Here is a 17,592-nt window from a genome sequence, read left to right as displayed (position 1 = left end):
AGGGACTGTTGAATCTGTTCGGAAGTCAGCTCTGGGGACATAAGTACACACTCTGGGACAGGCGGCGATTCTAACCCTTATAAAGTTGGATCCGACACCTTGGCCGGTGCATCGACTGAAGTTTCATCAAAGCTCGGACCTTCCTCACCGCATGTCCATCCGCCAAACCGTGGCCGTGCACAACACGCTATACTCCCGCTCTTTTTTCCGGAGCGACGTCATGTCCCTGCCTAGCCTGCGCCTCAAAGCCAACGCCGACCGTCGCCTGCGAAACGGCCACTTGTGGGTCTACAGCAACGAAATCGATGTAGCCGCTACTCCTTTGCACGGTTTCAAGGCCGGCGACCAGGCGATCCTCGAAGCAGCCAGCGGCAAGCCGCTGGGCATCGTTGCCATGAGCCCGAACAACCTGATCTGCGCCCGCCTCTTGTCGCGCGACATCAAGTTGCCGCTGGACAAGTCGTTGCTGGTGCATCGCCTGAACGTCGCGCTGTCCCTGCGTGATCGCCTGTTCGACAAGCCGTTCTATCGCCTGGTCTACGGCGATTCCGACCTGCTGCCAGGTCTGGTAGTCGACCGTTTCGGCGACATCCTGGTGGTACAGATCGCTTCGGCAACCATGGAAGCCCATAAAGAAGACGTGATCGCAGCGCTGACCCAAGTGATCAAGCCTAGCGGCATCCTGTTCAAGAACGACTCCGCTGCCCGTGATGCCGAAGGCCTCAACCGCTACGTCGAAACCGTGTTCGGCCTGGTGCCGGAGTGGGTTGCCCTGGAAGAAAACGGCGTGAAATTCGAAGCGCCCGTCATCCAGGGACAAAAAACCGGCTGGTTCTACGACCACCGCATGAACCGCGCGCGTCTGGCACCTTACGCCAAAGGCAAACGCGTGCTGGACCTGTATAGCTACATTGGTGGCTGGGGCGTGCAAGCGGCTGCGTTCGGCGCCAGTGAAGTGTTCTGCGTCGACGCATCGGCCTTCGCCCTCGACGGCGTCGAGCGCAACGCTGCGCTGAACGGTTTCGCCGACAAGATGACCTGCATTGAAGGTGACGTGTTCGAAGCCCTGAAAGAGCTGAAAGCCAGCGAAGAGCGTTTCGACGTGATCGTTGCCGATCCTCCGGCGTTCATCAAACGCAAAAAAGACATGAAGAACGGTGAAGGTGCCTACCGTCGCCTGAACGAGCAAGCCATGCGCCTGCTCAGCAAGGACGGCATCCTGGTCAGCGCTTCGTGCTCGATGCACCTGCCCGAGGACGATCTGCAGAACATCCTGCTCACCAGCGCCCGTCACCTGGACCGCAACATCCAGATGCTGGAGCGTGGCGGTCAGGGCCCAGATCACCCGGTTCACCCGGCCATCGCCGAAACCCGCTACATCAAGAGCATCACCTGCCGCCTGCTGCCAAACAGCTGATTTCGCCGGTTTGACGGGGAGCCAGCCGGCTCCCCGTTCTGTTATCTGTTATTGAACTCTCCAACTTCCTACACCAGCGGTCTTAATGACTTGCAGGACGTTTCGCTTTGTCTTTTATTTTAACGGACAGAACTTACAAGATTCATCCAGCCCGCAGATCAATCCGACAAAATTACTGGAACATTCCTACCCAATCTCCCCTTGATAAGAACTCATTACAAACTATGATTAAGTCGTCACAAAGGAGTGACACTCACTATCAATTACAAGGAGTTCAAAACATGAAAGCAATTACTCTGGAAACCAACAAAATCGCCAACCTGGCTTTTCTGGTTGCTCCAAAAGCCCGCTAAGTAAATGAAACGCTGGGGAGTGCCGGCTACCCAGCGTTTTCTATGGCAAAGACCAGAGTGAGTCGCCAATCATGCAGATTAACCCTTATATATTCATACTGCCTCGCACGCCCGACCAAATAGTCTGGGATTACAAGAACCACAAACAGTTCGAATTGAATCTTGAATACTCAACCCGCCTCGCACACCTTATTGACAACCCTGAAACGTTTGATGACAACAACATAATAGACACGCAACTCCTGAACGCGGGAATACTCACACCTTCAATACAAGACTCCCTTGAATGGGGCTGGGATGAACTGTCGAAGATATTTCATATCGGCACCAAGAACATTCCTTGTAAATATGTCCCCCTGGATATTAATGAATGGTCGAGAAACTATCTGGACCATTGCGCCGAAGTACTGGCCACTCCTGCCCCGGAGGTCAGACTCACAGAACGCCCGACAAGCGAGCGGATTGCCCTGCCCCAACCTCCCTGTCTGCCGCAGAGCGCACTTGCAAAGACCTTGATCGACCGAAAGACCTGTCGCTCCTTCACGGGTGAAAGGGTTTCTCTCGCCGATGTGGGCACACTTTTGTATTTGTCCCTTGGCTATCTGCGTGAGCGCGATAACGACATCGACGAAACCATCGCTGAAGGTCTCGGCGCCCGGCGTAGCAGTCCATCCGGTGGCGGGCTGAATGCCTGCGAAGGTTTTCTTCATGTTCAAAACGTCAGAGGCCTGAATCCCGGGCTCTACGCCTACCACCCCGACGAACATGCGTTGAGCTTCGTCAATCCGGTGCCTGAGTCGCCCTTGGGCCAGTTGTTGTGTGGGCAGCATTTCATCAACAACCTGCCAGTCGGCCTGTTCATCACCGCTCGCTTCGACAAACTGTGGTGGAAATATGAACACTCGCGGGCCTACCGAATGGCTTACGTCGAGGCAGGTCATATTTCCCAGACCTTTCAACTGGTGGCCACCGCACTTGGGTTAAGCACCTGGCTGACCGGTGCGCTGGCGGACGATCAGGTCGAAACGTTGCTGGGGATCGAGGACAGCGCCGAACAAGCGTTGTTTTTTGTGGGCTGCGGCCAGAGTGACGGACAAGTGATGTGCAAGGAATTGAAAGCGCTGCTGCGCAACCGAGGTTCACAACAATGACCGAGCCCCGCACAGGCGAGCTGTCACTGCCCGACGCCTGGGCACAGCGCTTCACACTCGGCGACTGGAATGCCCGCGCCTCGGTACGAACCAGCGAGCACACCTATCAATTGCCATCAGATCTGGAACGGCAACTGGAAACACGACACTGGTTCCCGCCCGCCTTCCTGCCCTACCTGAATCACCCGGTGATCGAAGCAGCCGGCAGCGCGATCACCCATCGTTTATCGGCCAACCATCTGGTGTATTTCCTCGACTACACCACCCGGCTCGAACATCGAATCGTCAACCGCTCCGTGGAAACCATCGTCCACGATGAGCTCGGCGTGTCCATCCCCCGACGGATGAAAACAGCCGCCCTCCAGCTTTATACCGATGAGGGTTATCACGCGCTGTTCTCCAATAGTCTCGCCGAGCAGATAGCCGACCTCTATGGCATGACCCAACGCCCGGTGATGCCGCACCGCATTACCCGACTGAACACCCTGCTTGACCACGCACCTGACAGGCATAAGGCGCTGGCCTGGTTTCTCGTCGGTTTCGTGTCCGAGACCATCATCGCCAGGGAACTGCTCGAGGTTTGTCGCAACGAGCTGGTGTCCAGCGTCCAGGAAATGCTCAGGGACCACCTCACCGACGAGGCCCGACACAGTCGTTATTTTTGCGAGGTGTTCCATTATCTGTGGCTGACCCTGAACAGCAGCCAACGCACGTTCGCCGCGAAGCTGCTGGTGGACATCATCCTGATGTTCTTTGAGGCCGATGAGCGATGGCTGAAGGAAAGCCTGAACAGCGTGGGCCTCAGGGAGAATTGCGTCGCAGAAATCCTCAGTGCCCTGACCGGCCCGCAAGCCTGCCTTCAGCGCGCCCGATCAGGTGCAGGCGCGACGCTACAGGCAATGGAAAAGGCAGGTTTTTTCGACCTGCCTTTTAACCAGCAGCTCTTCGCACAGGCAGGACTTGTCGATGGATGAAGGAAAATCTGCGGTCAGCGTCAAACACCGCCGCTCTGCGATCACCCTGTTAATGACCATGGTGATGCTCGGAGTCTTTCCTCTGGATGTCCTGCTGCCATCGTTCCCGGCGCTGGCCGAACACTTCCGGACCACGCCAGGTGACATCGCATTTTCCATCAGCCTGTTTGCCATCGGGATCGCACTTTCCCAACTACTGGTCGGGCCACTCTCGGATGTCATCGGGCGCAAAAGTCTGCTGCTGGCGGGAATGGCGGTCTCGATTGTCGGTGCGACTGGATGCGTGCTGTCCACCGACTACGCCTGGTTCCTGATGTTCCGGGTGGTGCAGGCCATCGGCTGCGGTTGCTTCGTGCTCTCGCAGGCGCTGGTCCAGGACCTATTCGACGGCAAGGAGCGGGATCAACTGCGGATTCTGATGGTCACCGCCAGCGGGATCTTCATTTCCGTCTCGCCACTGGCTGGCACCCTGTTGCAACAGGCACTGGACTGGCCCGCAAGCTTCATTGTCTTTATTGCCCTCGCCGCCGCCGTGTTCCTTAAGGCGTGCTTCTTTCTTGAAAACCGGCACACCGCCACAACCCCGCGCCGAAGCATTCTTCAGTCCTACCGGCGCGTCTGTCGCGATGCGGGTTTCCTCGGCTATTGGCTGATCGCCGCCATCGCCTTCACCTGCCACTTTTCCTTCATTGTCATCTCGCCCCTGATCTTCATGGAGCAGCTACAACTGTCGGCCTACGAGTTTTCCCTGACACTGCTGCTGTATGGCGCGGCCTACATCATCGGCGGCATTGTCGCTCGAGTCCTCGATGGACGAATCGCGTCCAATACACAGATCGTCGTCGGCCTGGGCCTGATCTTTGTTTCGGGGCTGGTGATGCTCCTACTCTCAAACCTGCTGGGGCTTTCTACCCTGACGGTGCTGATCCCGATGATCATTTGCACCGCCGGCACGACCATCGCTCGCCCTGTTGCCACCTCCAAAGCCATGGAAATGTTCCCGGACATGGCCGGCACCTCGGCGTCGGCCGGGAACACGCTGGTCTTCATCTTTGGCGGGCTCATCAGCGCCCTGATCACCCTGAGCGCAACTCACCTGCAAACGACTCTGGCGCTGAGTTTCCTCGTCCTGAGCACTGTCGGCGTTTCCCTCAACACACTGATCACACGTCGGCAGTTGACACTGAATAGCGGGTGATAGCTGCCGGCCGTCATCCCACACACCCCGTCAGCGCTGGATCCCCCTTTTCCGGCATTCCCTCCTGACGCCAGCCGTGTAGAATCGCGACATTCATCGCCAGTCATCCCCCGGCGGGTTTATGAGCTCAAGCTGAAGCGCGCGGCGATCCCGCAAAGTTATCGGCAACTTCCGGACACCCGGCCATTTCTGAGTGTTCCAGACGTCAATAGAAGCTCACTTCCCTTTTGATACCTGATTAGCCGCCCGGAGTGCTTCATGCCTGATTACCGCTCGAAAACATCCACCCACGGCCGCAACATGGCCGGCGCCCGCGCACTGTGGCGCGCTACGGGGATGAAAGATGACGACTTCAAAAAGCCGATCATCGCCATTGCCAACTCCTTCACCCAGTTCGTACCGGGCCACGTCCACCTCAAGGACCTGGGCCAACTGGTCGCCCGCGAAATCGAACGCGCCGGCGGTGTAGCCAAAGAATTCAACACCATCGCCGTGGATGACGGCATCGCCATGGGCCACGACGGCATGCTGTATTCGCTGCCGAGCCGCGAGATCATCGCCGACTCCGTCGAATACATGGTCAACGCCCACTGCGCCGACGCCATCGTCTGCATCTCCAACTGCGACAAGATCACCCCTGGCATGTTGATGGCCGCCTTGCGCCTGAACATCCCGGTGATCTTCGTCTCCGGCGGCCCGATGGAAGCCGGCAAGACCAAACTGGCCAGCCACGGTCTCGACCTCGTCGATGCCATGGTGATCGCCGCCGACTCCAGCGCTTCTGACGAGAAAGTCGCTGAGTACGAGCGTAGCGCCTGCCCGACCTGCGGTTCGTGCTCCGGCATGTTCACCGCCAACTCGATGAACTGCCTGGTCGAAGCCCTCGGCCTGGCATTGCCGGGCAACGGTTCGACCCTGGCCACCCACAGCGACCGCGAACAGCTGTTCCTGCAGGCCGGCCGCACCATCGTCGAGCTGTGCAAGCGTTACTACGGCGAGAACGACGAGTCGGTATTGCCGCGCAACATCGCCAACTTCAAGGCGTTCGAAAACGCCATGACGCTGGACATCGCGATGGGCGGCTCCACCAACACCATCCTGCACTTGCTGGCCGCGGCCCAGGAAGCCGAGATCGACTTCGACCTGAAGGACATCGATCGTCTGTCCCGCCACGTGCCGCAACTGTGCAAAGTCGCGCCGAACATCCAGAAGTACCACATGGAAGACGTGCACCGTGCCGGCGGGATCTTCAGCATCCTCGGCTCGCTGTCCCGTGGAGGTCTGCTGCACACCGACCTGCCGACCGTGCACAGCAAAACCCTGGCCGAAGGCATCGCCAAGTGGGACATCACCCAGACCACCGACGAAGCGGTGCATCACTTCTTCAAGGCCGGTCCTGCGGGCATCCCGACGCAAACCGCGTTCAGCCAGTCGACCCGTTGGGAAACCCTGGACGACGACCGTGAAAACGGCTGCATCCGCAGTGTTGAACACGCTTACTCGAAAGAAGGCGGCCTGGCCGTTCTGTACGGCAACATCGCGCTGGACGGCTGCGTGGTGAAAACCGCCGGCGTCGACGAGTCGATTCATGTCTTCGAAGGCAACGCGAAGATCTTCGAAAGCCAGGACAGCGCCGTACGCGGCATCCTCGCTGACGAAGTGAAGGCCGGCGACATCGTGATCATCCGTTACGAAGGCCCGAAAGGTGGCCCGGGCATGCAGGAAATGCTGTACCCGACGTCTTACCTGAAATCCAAAGGCCTGGGCAAAGCCTGTGCCCTGCTCACCGATGGTCGCTTCTCCGGCGGCACCTCGGGCTTGTCCATCGGCCACGCTTCGCCAGAAGCGGCGGCGGGTGGTGCGATTGGTCTGGTGCAGGATGGCGACAAAGTGCTGATCGACATTCCGAACCGCTCGATCAACTTGTTGATCAGCGACGAAGAAATGGCCGGCCGTCGTGCAGAGCAGGATCAGAAAGGCTGGAAGCCTGTGGAAAAACGTCCACGCAAGGTGACCACCGCACTGAAGGCCTATGCCCTGTTGGCAACCAGCGCCGATAAGGGTGCCGTGCGTAACAAAGCGATGCTCGACGGGCTGTAAGGCTTAATCGTCGAACAAAAAAATACCCCGCCAAGTGCGGGGTATTTTTTTGCGGCGACCTCGGTCAAATGTGGGAGCGGGCTTGCTCGCGAAAGGTCCGTCACATCCGACATTGATGTCGACTGACCCACCGCCTTCGCGAGCAAGCCCGCTCCCACATTTGTTAAATGTCAGCTGTGAGGGCAAGCCTGGTCTCGGTTACTGAATCTCTTCAGGCTTGACGATCACCCAGTTCTTGTCCGCCGTGACCTGCAACCCTTCCTTGGCCTGAGCTGCGGCGTGCTTGGCCATCATGCCGTTAATCTGGGTCATGTATTTGTCTTTGCGGTTGACCCACAGGTGGATGCCACCCTTGGCCACGTCGACATCGTGGAACAGCATGTAACCGTCGCTGGTCGGAGTATCGCCGCCCACCAGTACCGGTTTTTTCCACTCATCGATGTAGGTCAGGATCGCTGCGTGCTTGCCGGCCATCCAGGTCGCCGGGGTCCACAGGTACGGGGTCAGTTCGAGGCCAAGGTTAGCCTTCTCGTCGTACTTGCCCGCGGTGATCTGCTTGCGCGCCGTGGTCAGCTCGCCGGTCTTGCGGTCCTTGAGCAGCGTGGTCACGCCGATTACGTTCTGCGGTTTGACGTTGTAGCCGTACTTCGGATCGGCAGCGACCATGCGCACCAGTTCTTCGGAGGCGGCGGTCATCACGTAGACCTCGATGCCGTTCTCCATCAGCTTGTTGTAGAGCTCTTTTTGGCCGGTGAAGATTTTTGGCGGATTGACGTCGAGGTTCTTGACCGCGTCGCCTTCGTAATACGTCGCCGGCACCGGTTTACCGGACGCCATCAACTCATCGACATAGCCTTTGAGTTCCTGGAGGGTGAAGCCGGAAAACACTTGAGCGACCCATGGGTAGCAAACCATGTCGTCGACTTCGCAGAGTCGATAGTAGTAGCTGAACAGGCTTTCCTTGTGGTCGGCAGTGTCCTTGAACGGCATCAGCTTCAGGGAGGGGTCGAGCTTCTCGCGGGTGATCAGGCCCTTGTTCTCCATGAACGGCAGCAACGACTCTTCGAGGTCGTAGCGGTAACTGGTGTTGTCCATGTCGAACACCGCGTAGTTACCTTTGTTGGCGTTGGCGGCAATCATTGCGTCCAGCGCCTTGGCCTGATCGGCTGGCCAATGCTTCAAATCCGTGGCGAATACCTGGCCGGCCAGGCCCAGGCAGAGTGCGGCGACCAGAAATTTCGGTGCGAGCTTCATCGGCATGCTTCCCTTATTAAAAGACCCTGATTCAAAGAGATCGACGCTATCAAATTAATATGACACTCCTCGTCTACCTGCGACCGCTCACGTCCCTTTCGCGTCAGCTGCATCCCCGACAGCGACACGCGCTTATTCCAAAAACGACAGTTTCAAGATGTTTTTGATATTAATTCATTAGATATCAAGCTGTTAGGCTTGCCGGTTCGCGGCTGCCCCGGAAGGTAGCCGGCACAAGTCTTTATCGGAGTTCCAATGAATCTGCCGCTGATCCTCAATCTGCTGGTGTTCCTCGCCCTGCTCTTTGGCCTGGCGCAAACCCGTCACACCACGTGGAGCCTGGCAAAAAAAGTCCTGCTCGCGTTGGTGCTGGGCGTGGTGTTCGGTGTGGCTCTGCACACCGTTTACGGTGCCGGCAACCCGGTACTGAAAGCCTCGATCGGCTGGTTCGATCTGGTGGGCAACGGTTACGTGCAGTTGCTGCAAATGATCGTGATCCCGCTGGTGTTCGCCTCGATCCTCAGCGCCGTAGCCCGTCTGCACAACGCCTCGTCGCTGGGCAAGATCAGCTTCCTGACCATCGGCACGCTGCTGTTCACCACGGCCATTGCGGCGCTGATCGGTATCGGCTTGACCAACCTCTTCGGCCTGACCGCCGAAGGCCTGGTGGCCGGTACTCAGGAAATGGCCCGCCTGCAAACCATCCAGACCGACTACGCGGGCAAGGTTGCCGACCTGAATGTGCCGCAGCTGTTGCTGTCGTTCATTCCGCAAAATCCGTTCGCCGACCTCGCTCGCGCCAAGCCGACCTCGATCATCAGCGTGGTGATTTTTGCTGCGTTCCTTGGGGTCGCGGCGCTGCAACTGTTGAAAGATGACGTCGAGAAAGGTCAGAAAGTGATCAACGCCATCGACACCCTGCAAGCCTGGGTGATGCGTCTGGTGCGTCTGGTGATGAAGCTGACCCCGTACGGCGTATTGGCGCTGATGACCAAAGTGGTCGCCGGCTCCAACCTGCAGGACATCATCAAACTCGGCAGTTTCGTGGTGGTTTCCTACATCGGGCTGGGCCTGATGTTTGTGGTCCATGGCCTGCTGGTGTCGGCGGCCGGGATCAATCCGCTGCGCTTTTTCCGCAAGATCTGGCCGGTGCTGACATTTGCCTTCACCAGCCGCTCCAGTGCCGCGACCATCCCACTGAGCATCGAAGCCCAGACCAGCCGTTTGGGTATTCCACAATCCATCGCCAGTTTCGCCGCGTCGTTCGGCGCGACCATTGGCCAGAATGGCTGTGCCGGTCTGTACCCGGCGATGTTGGCAGTGATGGTTGCACCGACTGTGGGCATCAACCCGCTGGACCCGCTGTGGATTGCGACGCTGGTGGCGATTGTGACGCTGAGTTCGGCGGGCGTGGCCGGCGTGGGCGGTGGCGCGACGTTTGCCGCGTTGATCGTGTTGCCGGCGATGGGCTTGCCGGTGTCACTGGTGGCGTTGCTGATTTCGGTTGAGCCGCTGATTGATATGGGCCGTACGGCGTTGAACGTGAGTGGTTCGATAACAGCCGGTGCGATCACCAGCCAGATCATGCAGCAGACCGATAAAGAGCTGCTGGATGCGGATGAGCATTCGGAGTTGGCTGACGCTTAAGTCGTTCAGCGACTGAGTGGGCCTCTTCGCGAGCAGGCTCGCTCCCACATGGTTCGGCGGTGTTCACACAATGTGAGCCTCACCTCAAACCACTGTGGGAGCGAGCCTGCTCGCGAAGCTTTTAAGCTTTCTCCCAAACTTCGAAGTTGTACGCAGGCTTGTCATCTACGGCCGGATTCTCGGTGTTCGACACCAACGTCCACTCTTTCAAATCAAACTCCGGAAACCACGCATCCCCTTCCGGGCTCAGCGCCACGCGCGTCAAATACAACCGATCAGCCTGCGCCAACCCTTGCGCATACAACTGCGCCCCACCAATCAGCATCAGCTCATCGACGCCTTGTTCCCGAGCCCACTCTTCAGCGCGAACCACTGCAGCCGCAAGCGACGGATAAACCTCCGCGCCTTCCAGCAGCAGATCCGCCTGACGGCTGACCACGATGTTCAACCGGCCCGGCAACGGACGACCGAGGGATTCCCAGGTCTTGCGACCCATGATGATCGGCTTGCCGAGGGTCGTGGCCTTGAAGTATTTGAAGTCCCCCGGCAAGTGCCAGGGCATGCTGTTGTCGACGCCGATCACACGGTTTTCACCGAGGGCTGCAATCAGGCTGAGGGGGAGTGATTTAGTCATGCCGGCGAGGATACCAGAGCCTCCCGTACCCCGATAAGCGTCACAGCGGTTATGCTCACCGTTCAATTGAGCGACGGGATGCCGCGTGACTGAACTGACTCCACTGCAAAACCTCTGGCTGACCGAGACGGTGCGCCTGCGTGAAGAACACGCCGGCCCCCTGGATGATCTGGAAGCCAACCGACTGGCCCGCAGCGCGGGCGGCGATCTGCCGACACGCATTCAACGCCGCGCCCTGTGGCTGGCCGAGCGCGACGGACTGATCAGAGCCCTCAAACATTGGCTGCAAGGCGCACGTCTGGCGCTGATCGTGATGGCGGTGCTGGCCATTGCCAGCGGCGCCGGCCTGGCGTTTGCCGCGTTGGGCGACGGACAAACTCCGGTGAATGTGTTCTGGGCTTTAGGCAGTTTGCTCGGACTGAACCTGATTCTGTTGCTGAGCTGGGCCTTGGGCCTGGTCTTCGCTGGCGAACACGGCGCCACCCTCGGCCGCTTGTGGTTATGGCTCAGCGAAAAACTCGCTCGCGATGCCAAAGCGGCGCAACTGGCCCCAGCCCTGCTGCTCTTGCTGCAACGACAGAAACTCAATCGCTGGGCGGTCGGCGTACTGGTCAACGGTTTGTGGTTGCTGGCAATGCTCAGCGCGCTGGTGATGCTATTAATGCTGATGGCGACCCGGCGTTATGGCTTCGTCTGGGAAACCACGCTCCTCGGCGGCGACACCTTCGTCGCCTTGACTCAAGCCCTCGGCGCCCTACCGGCCATGCTGGGTTTCAACGTTCCGACCGTGGAAATGATCCGCGCCAGCGGCGATACCGCGCTCAACATCGAAAGCGCCCGTCAGGCCTGGGCAACATGGCTGGTCGGCGTGCTGGTGGTCTACGGTGTTTTGCCGCGACTGTTGCTGGCGCTGTTTTGCCTGTGGCGCTGGAAAACCGGGCAAGCGGCATTGCGTCTGGATTTGAATCTGCCCGGTTACGCCCAACTGCGCGAACGGCTGATGCCGACCAGTGAACGCCTGGGCATCAGCGACGCCGCCCCCGAACAGCTTCATCAAATTGAAAAGGGGATCAGCGACCTGCCAAGCGATGGCGCGCTATTGGTGGCCATCGAGCTGGACAATCAACGCCCCTGGCCGCCGCCACTGCCGAAAACCGTGAACAACGCCGGCATCCTCGACAGCCGCGAATCGCGGCACAAACTCCTCGAACAGCTGAGCCGCTTTCCCCGGCCCGCCTGGCCATCGCTTGCGATCCGCGACGTTCGCCGGACCGCGGCAGTCTGGCACTGATCGCCGAACTGGCTCGCAGCGCCAGCGCCACCCGCGTCTGGCTGCTGCAAGCTCCGCCGGGCGAAGCGCTGGACGCCGAAAGGCTGGGTGACTGGCACGTGGCGCTGCAACAGCTGGACTTGCCGTTCGCCGATTGCGCGCCGTTGAACTGGCTGGAGAGCGGCCATGACTAACCCCTGGAAACCGCCCTTGAAGCTCGCCGTGGTCGGCCACACCAACGTCGGCAAAACCTCGTTGCTGCGCACCCTGACCCGTGATGTCGGTTTCGGTGAGGTGTCCCATCGCCCCAGCACCACACGACACGTCGAAGGCGCGCGGTTGTCGGTGGACGGCGAGCCGTTGCTCGACCTCTACGACACCCCTGGCCTGGAAGACGCCATCGCCCTGCTCGACTACCTCGAACGTCTGGAACGCCCCGGCGAACGCCTCGACGGCCCGGCACGTCTTGCGCGCTTTCTTGAGGGCAGCGAAGCGCGGCAGCGTTTCGAACAAGAAGCCAAGGTGCTGCGGCAACTGCTGACCTGCGACGCCGGTCTCTACGTGATCGACGCCCGGGAACCGGTCCTGGCCAAGTACCGCGACGAACTGGAAGTGCTGGCCAGTTGCGGTAAACCGCTGTTGCCGGTGCTGAATTTTGTCAGCAGCGCCAACCACCGCGAACCGGATTGGCGCGAAGCGTTGGCACGCCTCGGCTTGCATGCGCTGGTGCGCTTTGACAGCGTTGCACCGCCGGAGGATGGCGAACGTCGACTGTATGAAAGCCTCGCGCTGCTGCTGGAAAACGCCCGCCCGCAACTGGAACGTTTGATCGCCGATCAGCAAGCCCAACGCCAGGCCCGGCAACAAAGTGCGGCGCGGCTGATTGCCGAATTATTGATCGACTGCGCCGCGTGCCGGCGCAGCGTGGTCAGCGAAGCCGAGCAAGAACAGCAGGCAATCAATGAACTGCGCAAAGCAGTTCGCCAACGGGAACAACGCTGCGTCGAAGCGCTGCTCAAGCTCTACGCCTTCCGTCCACAGGACGCGGCGGCCAGTGATTTGCCGCTGCTCGATGGCCGCTGGGGTGACGACCTGTTCAACCCGGAAACCCTGAAACAACTCGGCGTGCGAGTCGGTGGCGGTATCGCGGCCGGCGCGGCAGCCGGTGCCGGAGTCGACTTGCTGGTAGGCGGCCTGACCCTCGGTGCGGCCGCATTGGCTGGCGCGATTGCCGGTGGCGCCCTGCAAACGGCCCGCAGTTATGGCAGTCGGTTGATGGGCAAGATCAAAGGCCAGCGAGAACTGACCGTCGATGACAGCGTGCTGCGGCTATTGGCGCTGCGTCAGCGACAACTGCTGCAAGCCCTGAATACGCGTGGCCATGCGGCGATGGACAGCATTCAAGTGGCCACCCCCAGGACAAGACCTGGCGCGAAGGCAAACTGCCCGAACCGCTGAACAAGGCCCGGGCGCATCCGCAGTGGTCATCGCTCAATCCCCATCCGAAGTTGAGCCAGGCGGAACGGCAGGAGCAGGTTGAGGTGTTGGCGCAGCAACTCTGAATCTGATCGTTCCCACGCTCCCGCGTGGGAATGCAGCCCGTGACGCTCCGCGTCACTGGACGCGGAGCGTCCCTTGAGGCATTCCCACGCAGAGCGTGGGAACGATCAACCGTCGCTCCCACATTGGAATGCGTTCCCCCTGTGGGAGCGACGGTGCGACGATTCGACCTGCTCGCGAAGGCCGTTACTCGGTTTCGGTATTGATCACCGCCAACCCAGCTTCAAAAACTGCTTTACCAACGCTGTGACACGACTTCGATCCGTGCGATTCGAGCGCCCGAAGCAGCCGTTGCCTCACGCGGTAAATCCTCATCCTCGATAAACCGGTAAAGCACGGTATCGGCTTGCCCCTGGCCGGTGGAGTCCTGAGCGATTACTTTCAAGTAACGCGTGAACGGGCTCACTACCATTTGAATTCCAGGTAAGTACGACTCAATAACGACACCAGTTCCTGATCCGTGGCATCGATATCTCCATCGTTATCCGCATCGAAGTGAATCACCCAGTCCAGCGTGCCGTTGTTATCCGTGTCGTAGCTCGCTGCGGTGGAAGTCAGGGTTTTGTCAGTCGGTTTGCCGATGCCTTCGTGAAAGTGCAGGCGCACAGTATCTGGTGAACAATCGCGGCCAATGTTTTCGGTGAATATCTTCAGATAGCGCTTGGACAAGTTTCGACGATTGAACCACCCTAACTTCAAAAAAGTCGTGGCAAAAACCCTGAGTAAAAGTTCGTCCTGAAAACTTCTCTTACCATCGTTGTTCACGTCACCGACCTGCCAGTCAACAATCCCATCGGCGGTGTTATCCACGGCGTAGGCCTCGCGGACAAGCACGTCTTTACCTTTGCATTGTTCAAAAAAATAAAGGCGTACGGTATCGGCTTTGCAATCTTTACTTCTGTCTTCGGCAATTACTTTCAAATAACGCATACAGGTTTGGCTCATTGAAAAAAGGTCCACTCACGGTAGCTCGCTCACGGCGGCCTTTATGTGAGAGCGATCTCTTTTTTCCGTAGGCCAGTTCATCATGAGGGGAAAGCTACACACCTCTTCGCGAGCAGGCTCGCTCCCACAGTAGTTTCGCAGTGGACACAGAATCTTTGGTCGACACGCTCACCTTGTGGAAGCGAGCCTGTCAGTGACTTTAGGCCGCCAACAGCCGCACCGCTTTGTTCTTCAACACCGCCAGATCAATCACCGGCACATGCATCTCTTTCGCCATTTCATCCCACTGGCGCATGCGCAAGCTCACGGTACACTGCGGGTCCTGCTCGAACGCCTCAGCCTCTTCAGCCGTCATCATTCCGCCCTGATATTCCAGCGTCCGGCGGCTGGCTTCGCTCAAGCGCTCGTAGTATCCCGGTTCTTTAAGTGTCAGATACCGCTTGGCTTGAACGTGGTACTCCACCAGCCGCGCCATGCGATCGCTGAAGCCGGCGCGGCGCAGGTAATCGGCGCCCAGGCGCTCATGACTGACCACGCCAAACCCGCCCATGTTCTCGGCACTCTCGGCGCAGATATGCCCGATGTCGTGGAAGAACGCGGCCAGCACCACTTCGTCATCGAAGCCCTCGGCCATGGCCAGTTCGGCGGCCTGGGACATGTGCTCGATCTGCGACACCGGCTCGCCGATGTAGTCGCTGTCGCCAAAGCGTTCGTACAACCCAAACACCTCGGCGATCACTTGCTCATTGCGGTCCATCAATGCTCTCCCAACAACGTCGCTACGTTACGTTCAGCCATCGCCGGCCCGACGCTCATGCCGACACCCGTGTGCATCAGTGCCACGCTCACTCCCGGCATCGGACGCAGGAACGAGAACGGCCCCGGTCCACGAGAACCATAGACGCCCTGCCAGCGTTCGACCACTTGCACCTTGCAACCCAGGGTGTGTTCCGCGAGCTCAATCATCCAGTTGTCCACCTGCTCGGCGTTGAACGGCGACGGGTCGCTGCCGTAGTGGTGGGAGTCGCCGATGATCAATTCACCATACGGCGTCGGACTGATCAGCAGGTGAATACCGTTTTCATGCAGGTGCGGTTCGTCTCGCAGAATCTGCGCCTGCACCGCCGCCGCTTCCGGCAGATCGGCGAAGGCGCCGTAGTGCACGCAGCTCAAACCGGTGAGCAGCGCGTGTTGCAGGTTGAGGTTGATTTGCGGTCGAGCGCGGAGCATTTGCAGGCGGCAGATTTGCGGGTTGAGCTCGGCGATTGGCTCAGCCAGCAGCGTCTGATAATCGTGGCCGGAACAGACGATGATCTGCTCGGCACTGAAGGTTCCGGCGGTGCTGTGCAAGCGGCCGGGCTCGATGTCGCGCACGAGTGTGGAGAAGTGAAACGTGACGCCGAGTTCGCGGCGCAGGTAGTCGATCAGCGCTGGAATCGCTTCACGGGAATACAGTTGCTGATCGTCCATCCCGTGCAACGCGGCGCGGTGATGGCGGAACTGTCCGCCGTATAGATCGCGCAATGCTGCGCCGCGCAGCAGATCGACACGGTAACCGTGTTCCACGGCGCGGCCGGCGCAGAAGGCTTCCAGCAGGTGTTCTTCAGCGTCGGTGCGAGCGAACAGGTACGAGCCATTGCGCTTGAGTTGCAGGCCGGCGAGTTGTGCCCATTGGCCCCAGATCTCGCGGCTGGCCTTGGCCAGTTCGAGCATCGGGCCCGGTGGCTGGCCGGTGACCAGAGCCTGACCGAAGTTGCGCACCGAGGCGCCGAGCGGCGTTTCGCTGCGTTCGAAAACGCTGACCTTGAGACCGCGCCTGGCGGCAGCGTAGGCGTGGGACAGGCCGAGGATGCCGGCGCCTACAATCAGCATGTCGTTGTGTTGTGTCATGGGGGTTTTGTCCTGAATTCACGACCGCTATCGCGAGCAGGCTCGCTCCCACAGTTGATTGGGGACAACCCCAAATCTCCATCCACTGGAGATCCAATGTGGGAGCGAGCCTGCTCGCGAAGGGGCCCTGTCAGCCGATGAAGATCTTACTTGGCGACCACTTTCTCGGACTTGCCGTCATAGCGCTTGCGCCACTCGCTCAGGATTTCATCGCGATTCTTCGACGCCCAGGCAAAGTCGTTCTTGATCAAACGCTGCTCATAATCCGCCGGTAATTCGGTCTGCGGCTTGGCAATACCTGGCTGCGCGAGCACTGCGAAGTTCTCTTTATAAAGCTCCATCGCCGCCGGGCTGGCGGAGAAGTCAGCCAGTTTCTTCGCGGCCTCTTCATGCGGTGTGCCCTTGATCACAGCCGTCGCTTCGATCTCCCAGCCCAGGCCTTCTTTCGGCAGGATGATGTCCAGCGGCGCGCCCTGACGCTTCAGCTGAACAGCCGGGTATTCAAAGGAAATGCCGATCGGGAATTCACCCGAAGCCGCCAGCTTGCACGGCTTGGAGCCGGAGTGAACGTACTGGCCGATGTTCTGGTGCAGGTCGTCCATGTACTGCCACCCCTGCTTCTCGCCGAAGGTTTGCAGCCAGGCGCTGACGTCGAGGAAACCGGTGCCGGACGAGGCCGGGTTGGGCATCACGATCTTGCCTTTGTACTCAGGCTTGGTCAGGTCCTGCCAGCTCACCGGCTTGCTCAGGCCCTGCTTCTCGGCTTCGACGGTGTTGAAGCAAATGGTCGCGGCCCAGACGTCCATGCCGACCCAGGCTGGCGGGTTGGCGGCGTCGCGGTAGTTGCCGCCGATCTTGCCCAGGTCCTTCGGTGCGTAGCTTTGCAGCATGCCTTGCTGATCGAGAATCGCCAGGCTTGAAGCGGCCAGGCCCCAGACGGCGTCAGCCTGTGGGCGGGCTTTTTCGGCCAGCAGTTTCGCAGTGATGATCCCGGTGGAGTCGCGCACCCACTTGATCTCGACGTCCGGGTTGGCCTTTTCGAAGGCTTCTTTGTAGGTCTTCAGTTGTTCGGCTTCGAGGGCGGTGTACACCGTCAACTCGGTTTTCGCCGCAAAGGCGTTCAGGCTGAAAGCGGTGAGGACAGCAGCGGCCAGGGCCAGGGGCTTGAACATGATCTTTTCCTGTTTTTGAGTTGAGGG

13 protein-coding genes and 2 pseudogenes are annotated in these 17,592 nt (G+C 59.4%); 8 read left to right on the top strand and 7 right to left on the bottom strand.

All coding sequences use genetic code 11. The annotated features are described in order from the left end of the window. Positions 1 to 220 precede the first annotated feature (220 nt). The 5 genes from JFU47_RS19020 (at position 221) to ilvD (ending at position 7,193) form a co-directional block, all read left to right on the top strand. On the top strand, positions 221 to 1,417 hold the full coding sequence (locus JFU47_RS19020; RefSeq protein ID WP_033060516.1) for a class I SAM-dependent rRNA methyltransferase: 1,197 nt from the start codon (positions 221 to 223) through the stop codon (positions 1,415 to 1,417). Between the two features lie 424 nt (positions 1,418 to 1,841). Next, entirely contained in the window at positions 1,842 to 2,921 is a 1,080-nt protein-coding gene (locus tag JFU47_RS19015; RefSeq protein WP_201184880.1) for a SagB family peptide dehydrogenase, read from the top strand. After that, positions 2,918 to 3,895, top strand: a complete 978-nt coding sequence (locus tag JFU47_RS19010; RefSeq protein ID WP_201184877.1) for a diiron oxygenase — start codon at positions 2,918 to 2,920, stop codon at positions 3,893 to 3,895. The genes JFU47_RS19015 and JFU47_RS19010 overlap by 4 nt, the downstream gene beginning before the upstream one ends. Then, positions 3,888 to 5,093, top strand: a complete 1,206-nt coding sequence (locus tag JFU47_RS19005; protein WP_201184875.1) for a multidrug effflux MFS transporter — start codon at positions 3,888 to 3,890, stop codon at positions 5,091 to 5,093. Before JFU47_RS19010 ends, JFU47_RS19005 begins: the two co-directional genes overlap by 8 nt. Before the next feature lie 258 nt (positions 5,094 to 5,351). Next, the gene (gene ilvD, locus JFU47_RS19000) at positions 5,352 to 7,193 is read left to right on the top strand and encodes a dihydroxy-acid dehydratase (protein ID WP_201184873.1); all 1,842 of its coding nucleotides are present in this window, start codon (positions 5,352 to 5,354) and stop codon (positions 7,191 to 7,193) included. Positions 7,194 to 7,391: 198 nt separating this feature from the next. Here the strand turns inward: ilvD and JFU47_RS18995 are convergent, their stop codons facing one another. Next, positions 7,392 to 8,447, bottom strand: a complete 1,056-nt coding sequence (locus JFU47_RS18995; protein WP_201184871.1) for a haloacid dehalogenase-like hydrolase — start codon at positions 8,445 to 8,447, stop codon at positions 7,392 to 7,394. A 255-nt stretch (positions 8,448 to 8,702) separates the two neighbouring features. On the opposite strand from JFU47_RS18995, the gene JFU47_RS18990 reads away from it, so the two are divergent. Further along, positions 8,703 to 10,094 (top strand): L-cystine transporter, encoded by a 1,392-nt coding sequence (locus JFU47_RS18990; protein WP_201184869.1) that lies wholly within the window; start codon positions 8,703 to 8,705, stop codon positions 10,092 to 10,094. A 121-nt stretch (positions 10,095 to 10,215) separates the two neighbouring features. Here the strand turns inward: JFU47_RS18990 and JFU47_RS18985 are convergent, their stop codons facing one another. Then, a complete protein-coding gene (locus tag JFU47_RS18985; RefSeq protein WP_201184867.1) occupies positions 10,216 to 10,728 on the bottom strand; it encodes a dihydrofolate reductase in 513 nt (170 codons plus the stop codon). An 85-nt stretch (positions 10,729 to 10,813) separates the two neighbouring features. On the opposite strand from JFU47_RS18985, the pseudogene JFU47_RS18980 reads away from it, so the two are divergent. Both JFU47_RS18980 and JFU47_RS18975 read left to right on the top strand, forming a co-directional pair. Next, positions 10,814 to 12,192: pseudogene (locus tag JFU47_RS18980) on the top strand (DUF2868 domain-containing protein). Continuing rightward, positions 12,185 to 13,560 (top strand): annotated as a pseudogene (locus JFU47_RS18975) (GTPase/DUF3482 domain-containing protein). The pseudogenes JFU47_RS18980 and JFU47_RS18975 overlap by 8 nt, the downstream one beginning before the upstream one ends. Positions 13,561 to 13,793: 233 nt before the next feature. Here JFU47_RS18975 and JFU47_RS18970 read toward each other — a convergent pair. The 5 genes from JFU47_RS18970 to JFU47_RS18950 form a co-directional block, all read right to left on the bottom strand. Continuing rightward, on the bottom strand, positions 13,794 to 13,970 hold the full coding sequence (locus JFU47_RS18970; protein ID WP_201184865.1) for a hypothetical protein: 177 nt from the start codon (positions 13,968 to 13,970) through the stop codon (positions 13,794 to 13,796). Continuing rightward, positions 13,964 to 14,488 carry a hypothetical protein gene (locus tag JFU47_RS18965; RefSeq protein ID WP_140675143.1) on the bottom strand — a complete coding sequence of 175 codons (525 nt, stop codon included), beginning with the start codon at positions 14,486 to 14,488 and terminating at the stop codon, positions 13,964 to 13,966. Before JFU47_RS18965 ends, JFU47_RS18970 begins: the two co-directional genes overlap by 7 nt. Positions 14,489 to 14,702: 214 nt before the next feature. Further along, entirely contained in the window at positions 14,703 to 15,260 is a 558-nt protein-coding gene (locus JFU47_RS18960) for a phosphonate degradation HD-domain oxygenase (protein WP_201184863.1), read from the bottom strand. Further along, a complete protein-coding gene (locus tag JFU47_RS18955; RefSeq protein ID WP_201184861.1) occupies positions 15,260 to 16,393 on the bottom strand; it encodes a TIGR03364 family FAD-dependent oxidoreductase in 1,134 nt (377 codons plus the stop codon). The genes JFU47_RS18960 and JFU47_RS18955 overlap by 1 nt, the downstream gene beginning before the upstream one ends. 146 nt (positions 16,394 to 16,539) lie before the next feature. Beyond that, a complete protein-coding gene (locus JFU47_RS18950) occupies positions 16,540 to 17,565 on the bottom strand; it encodes a putative 2-aminoethylphosphonate ABC transporter substrate-binding protein (protein ID WP_201184859.1) in 1,026 nt (341 codons plus the stop codon). Positions 17,566 to 17,592 lie beyond the last annotated feature (27 nt).

It is taken from the genome of Pseudomonas sp. TH39(2020), assembly GCF_016650715.1.
GTDB lineage: Bacteria > Pseudomonadota > Gammaproteobacteria > Pseudomonadales > Pseudomonadaceae > Aquipseudomonas > Aquipseudomonas mandelii_C.
The sequence above is the reverse complement of the archived record's forward strand: the minus strand, read 5'-3'. Positions and strand labels throughout refer to the sequence as shown.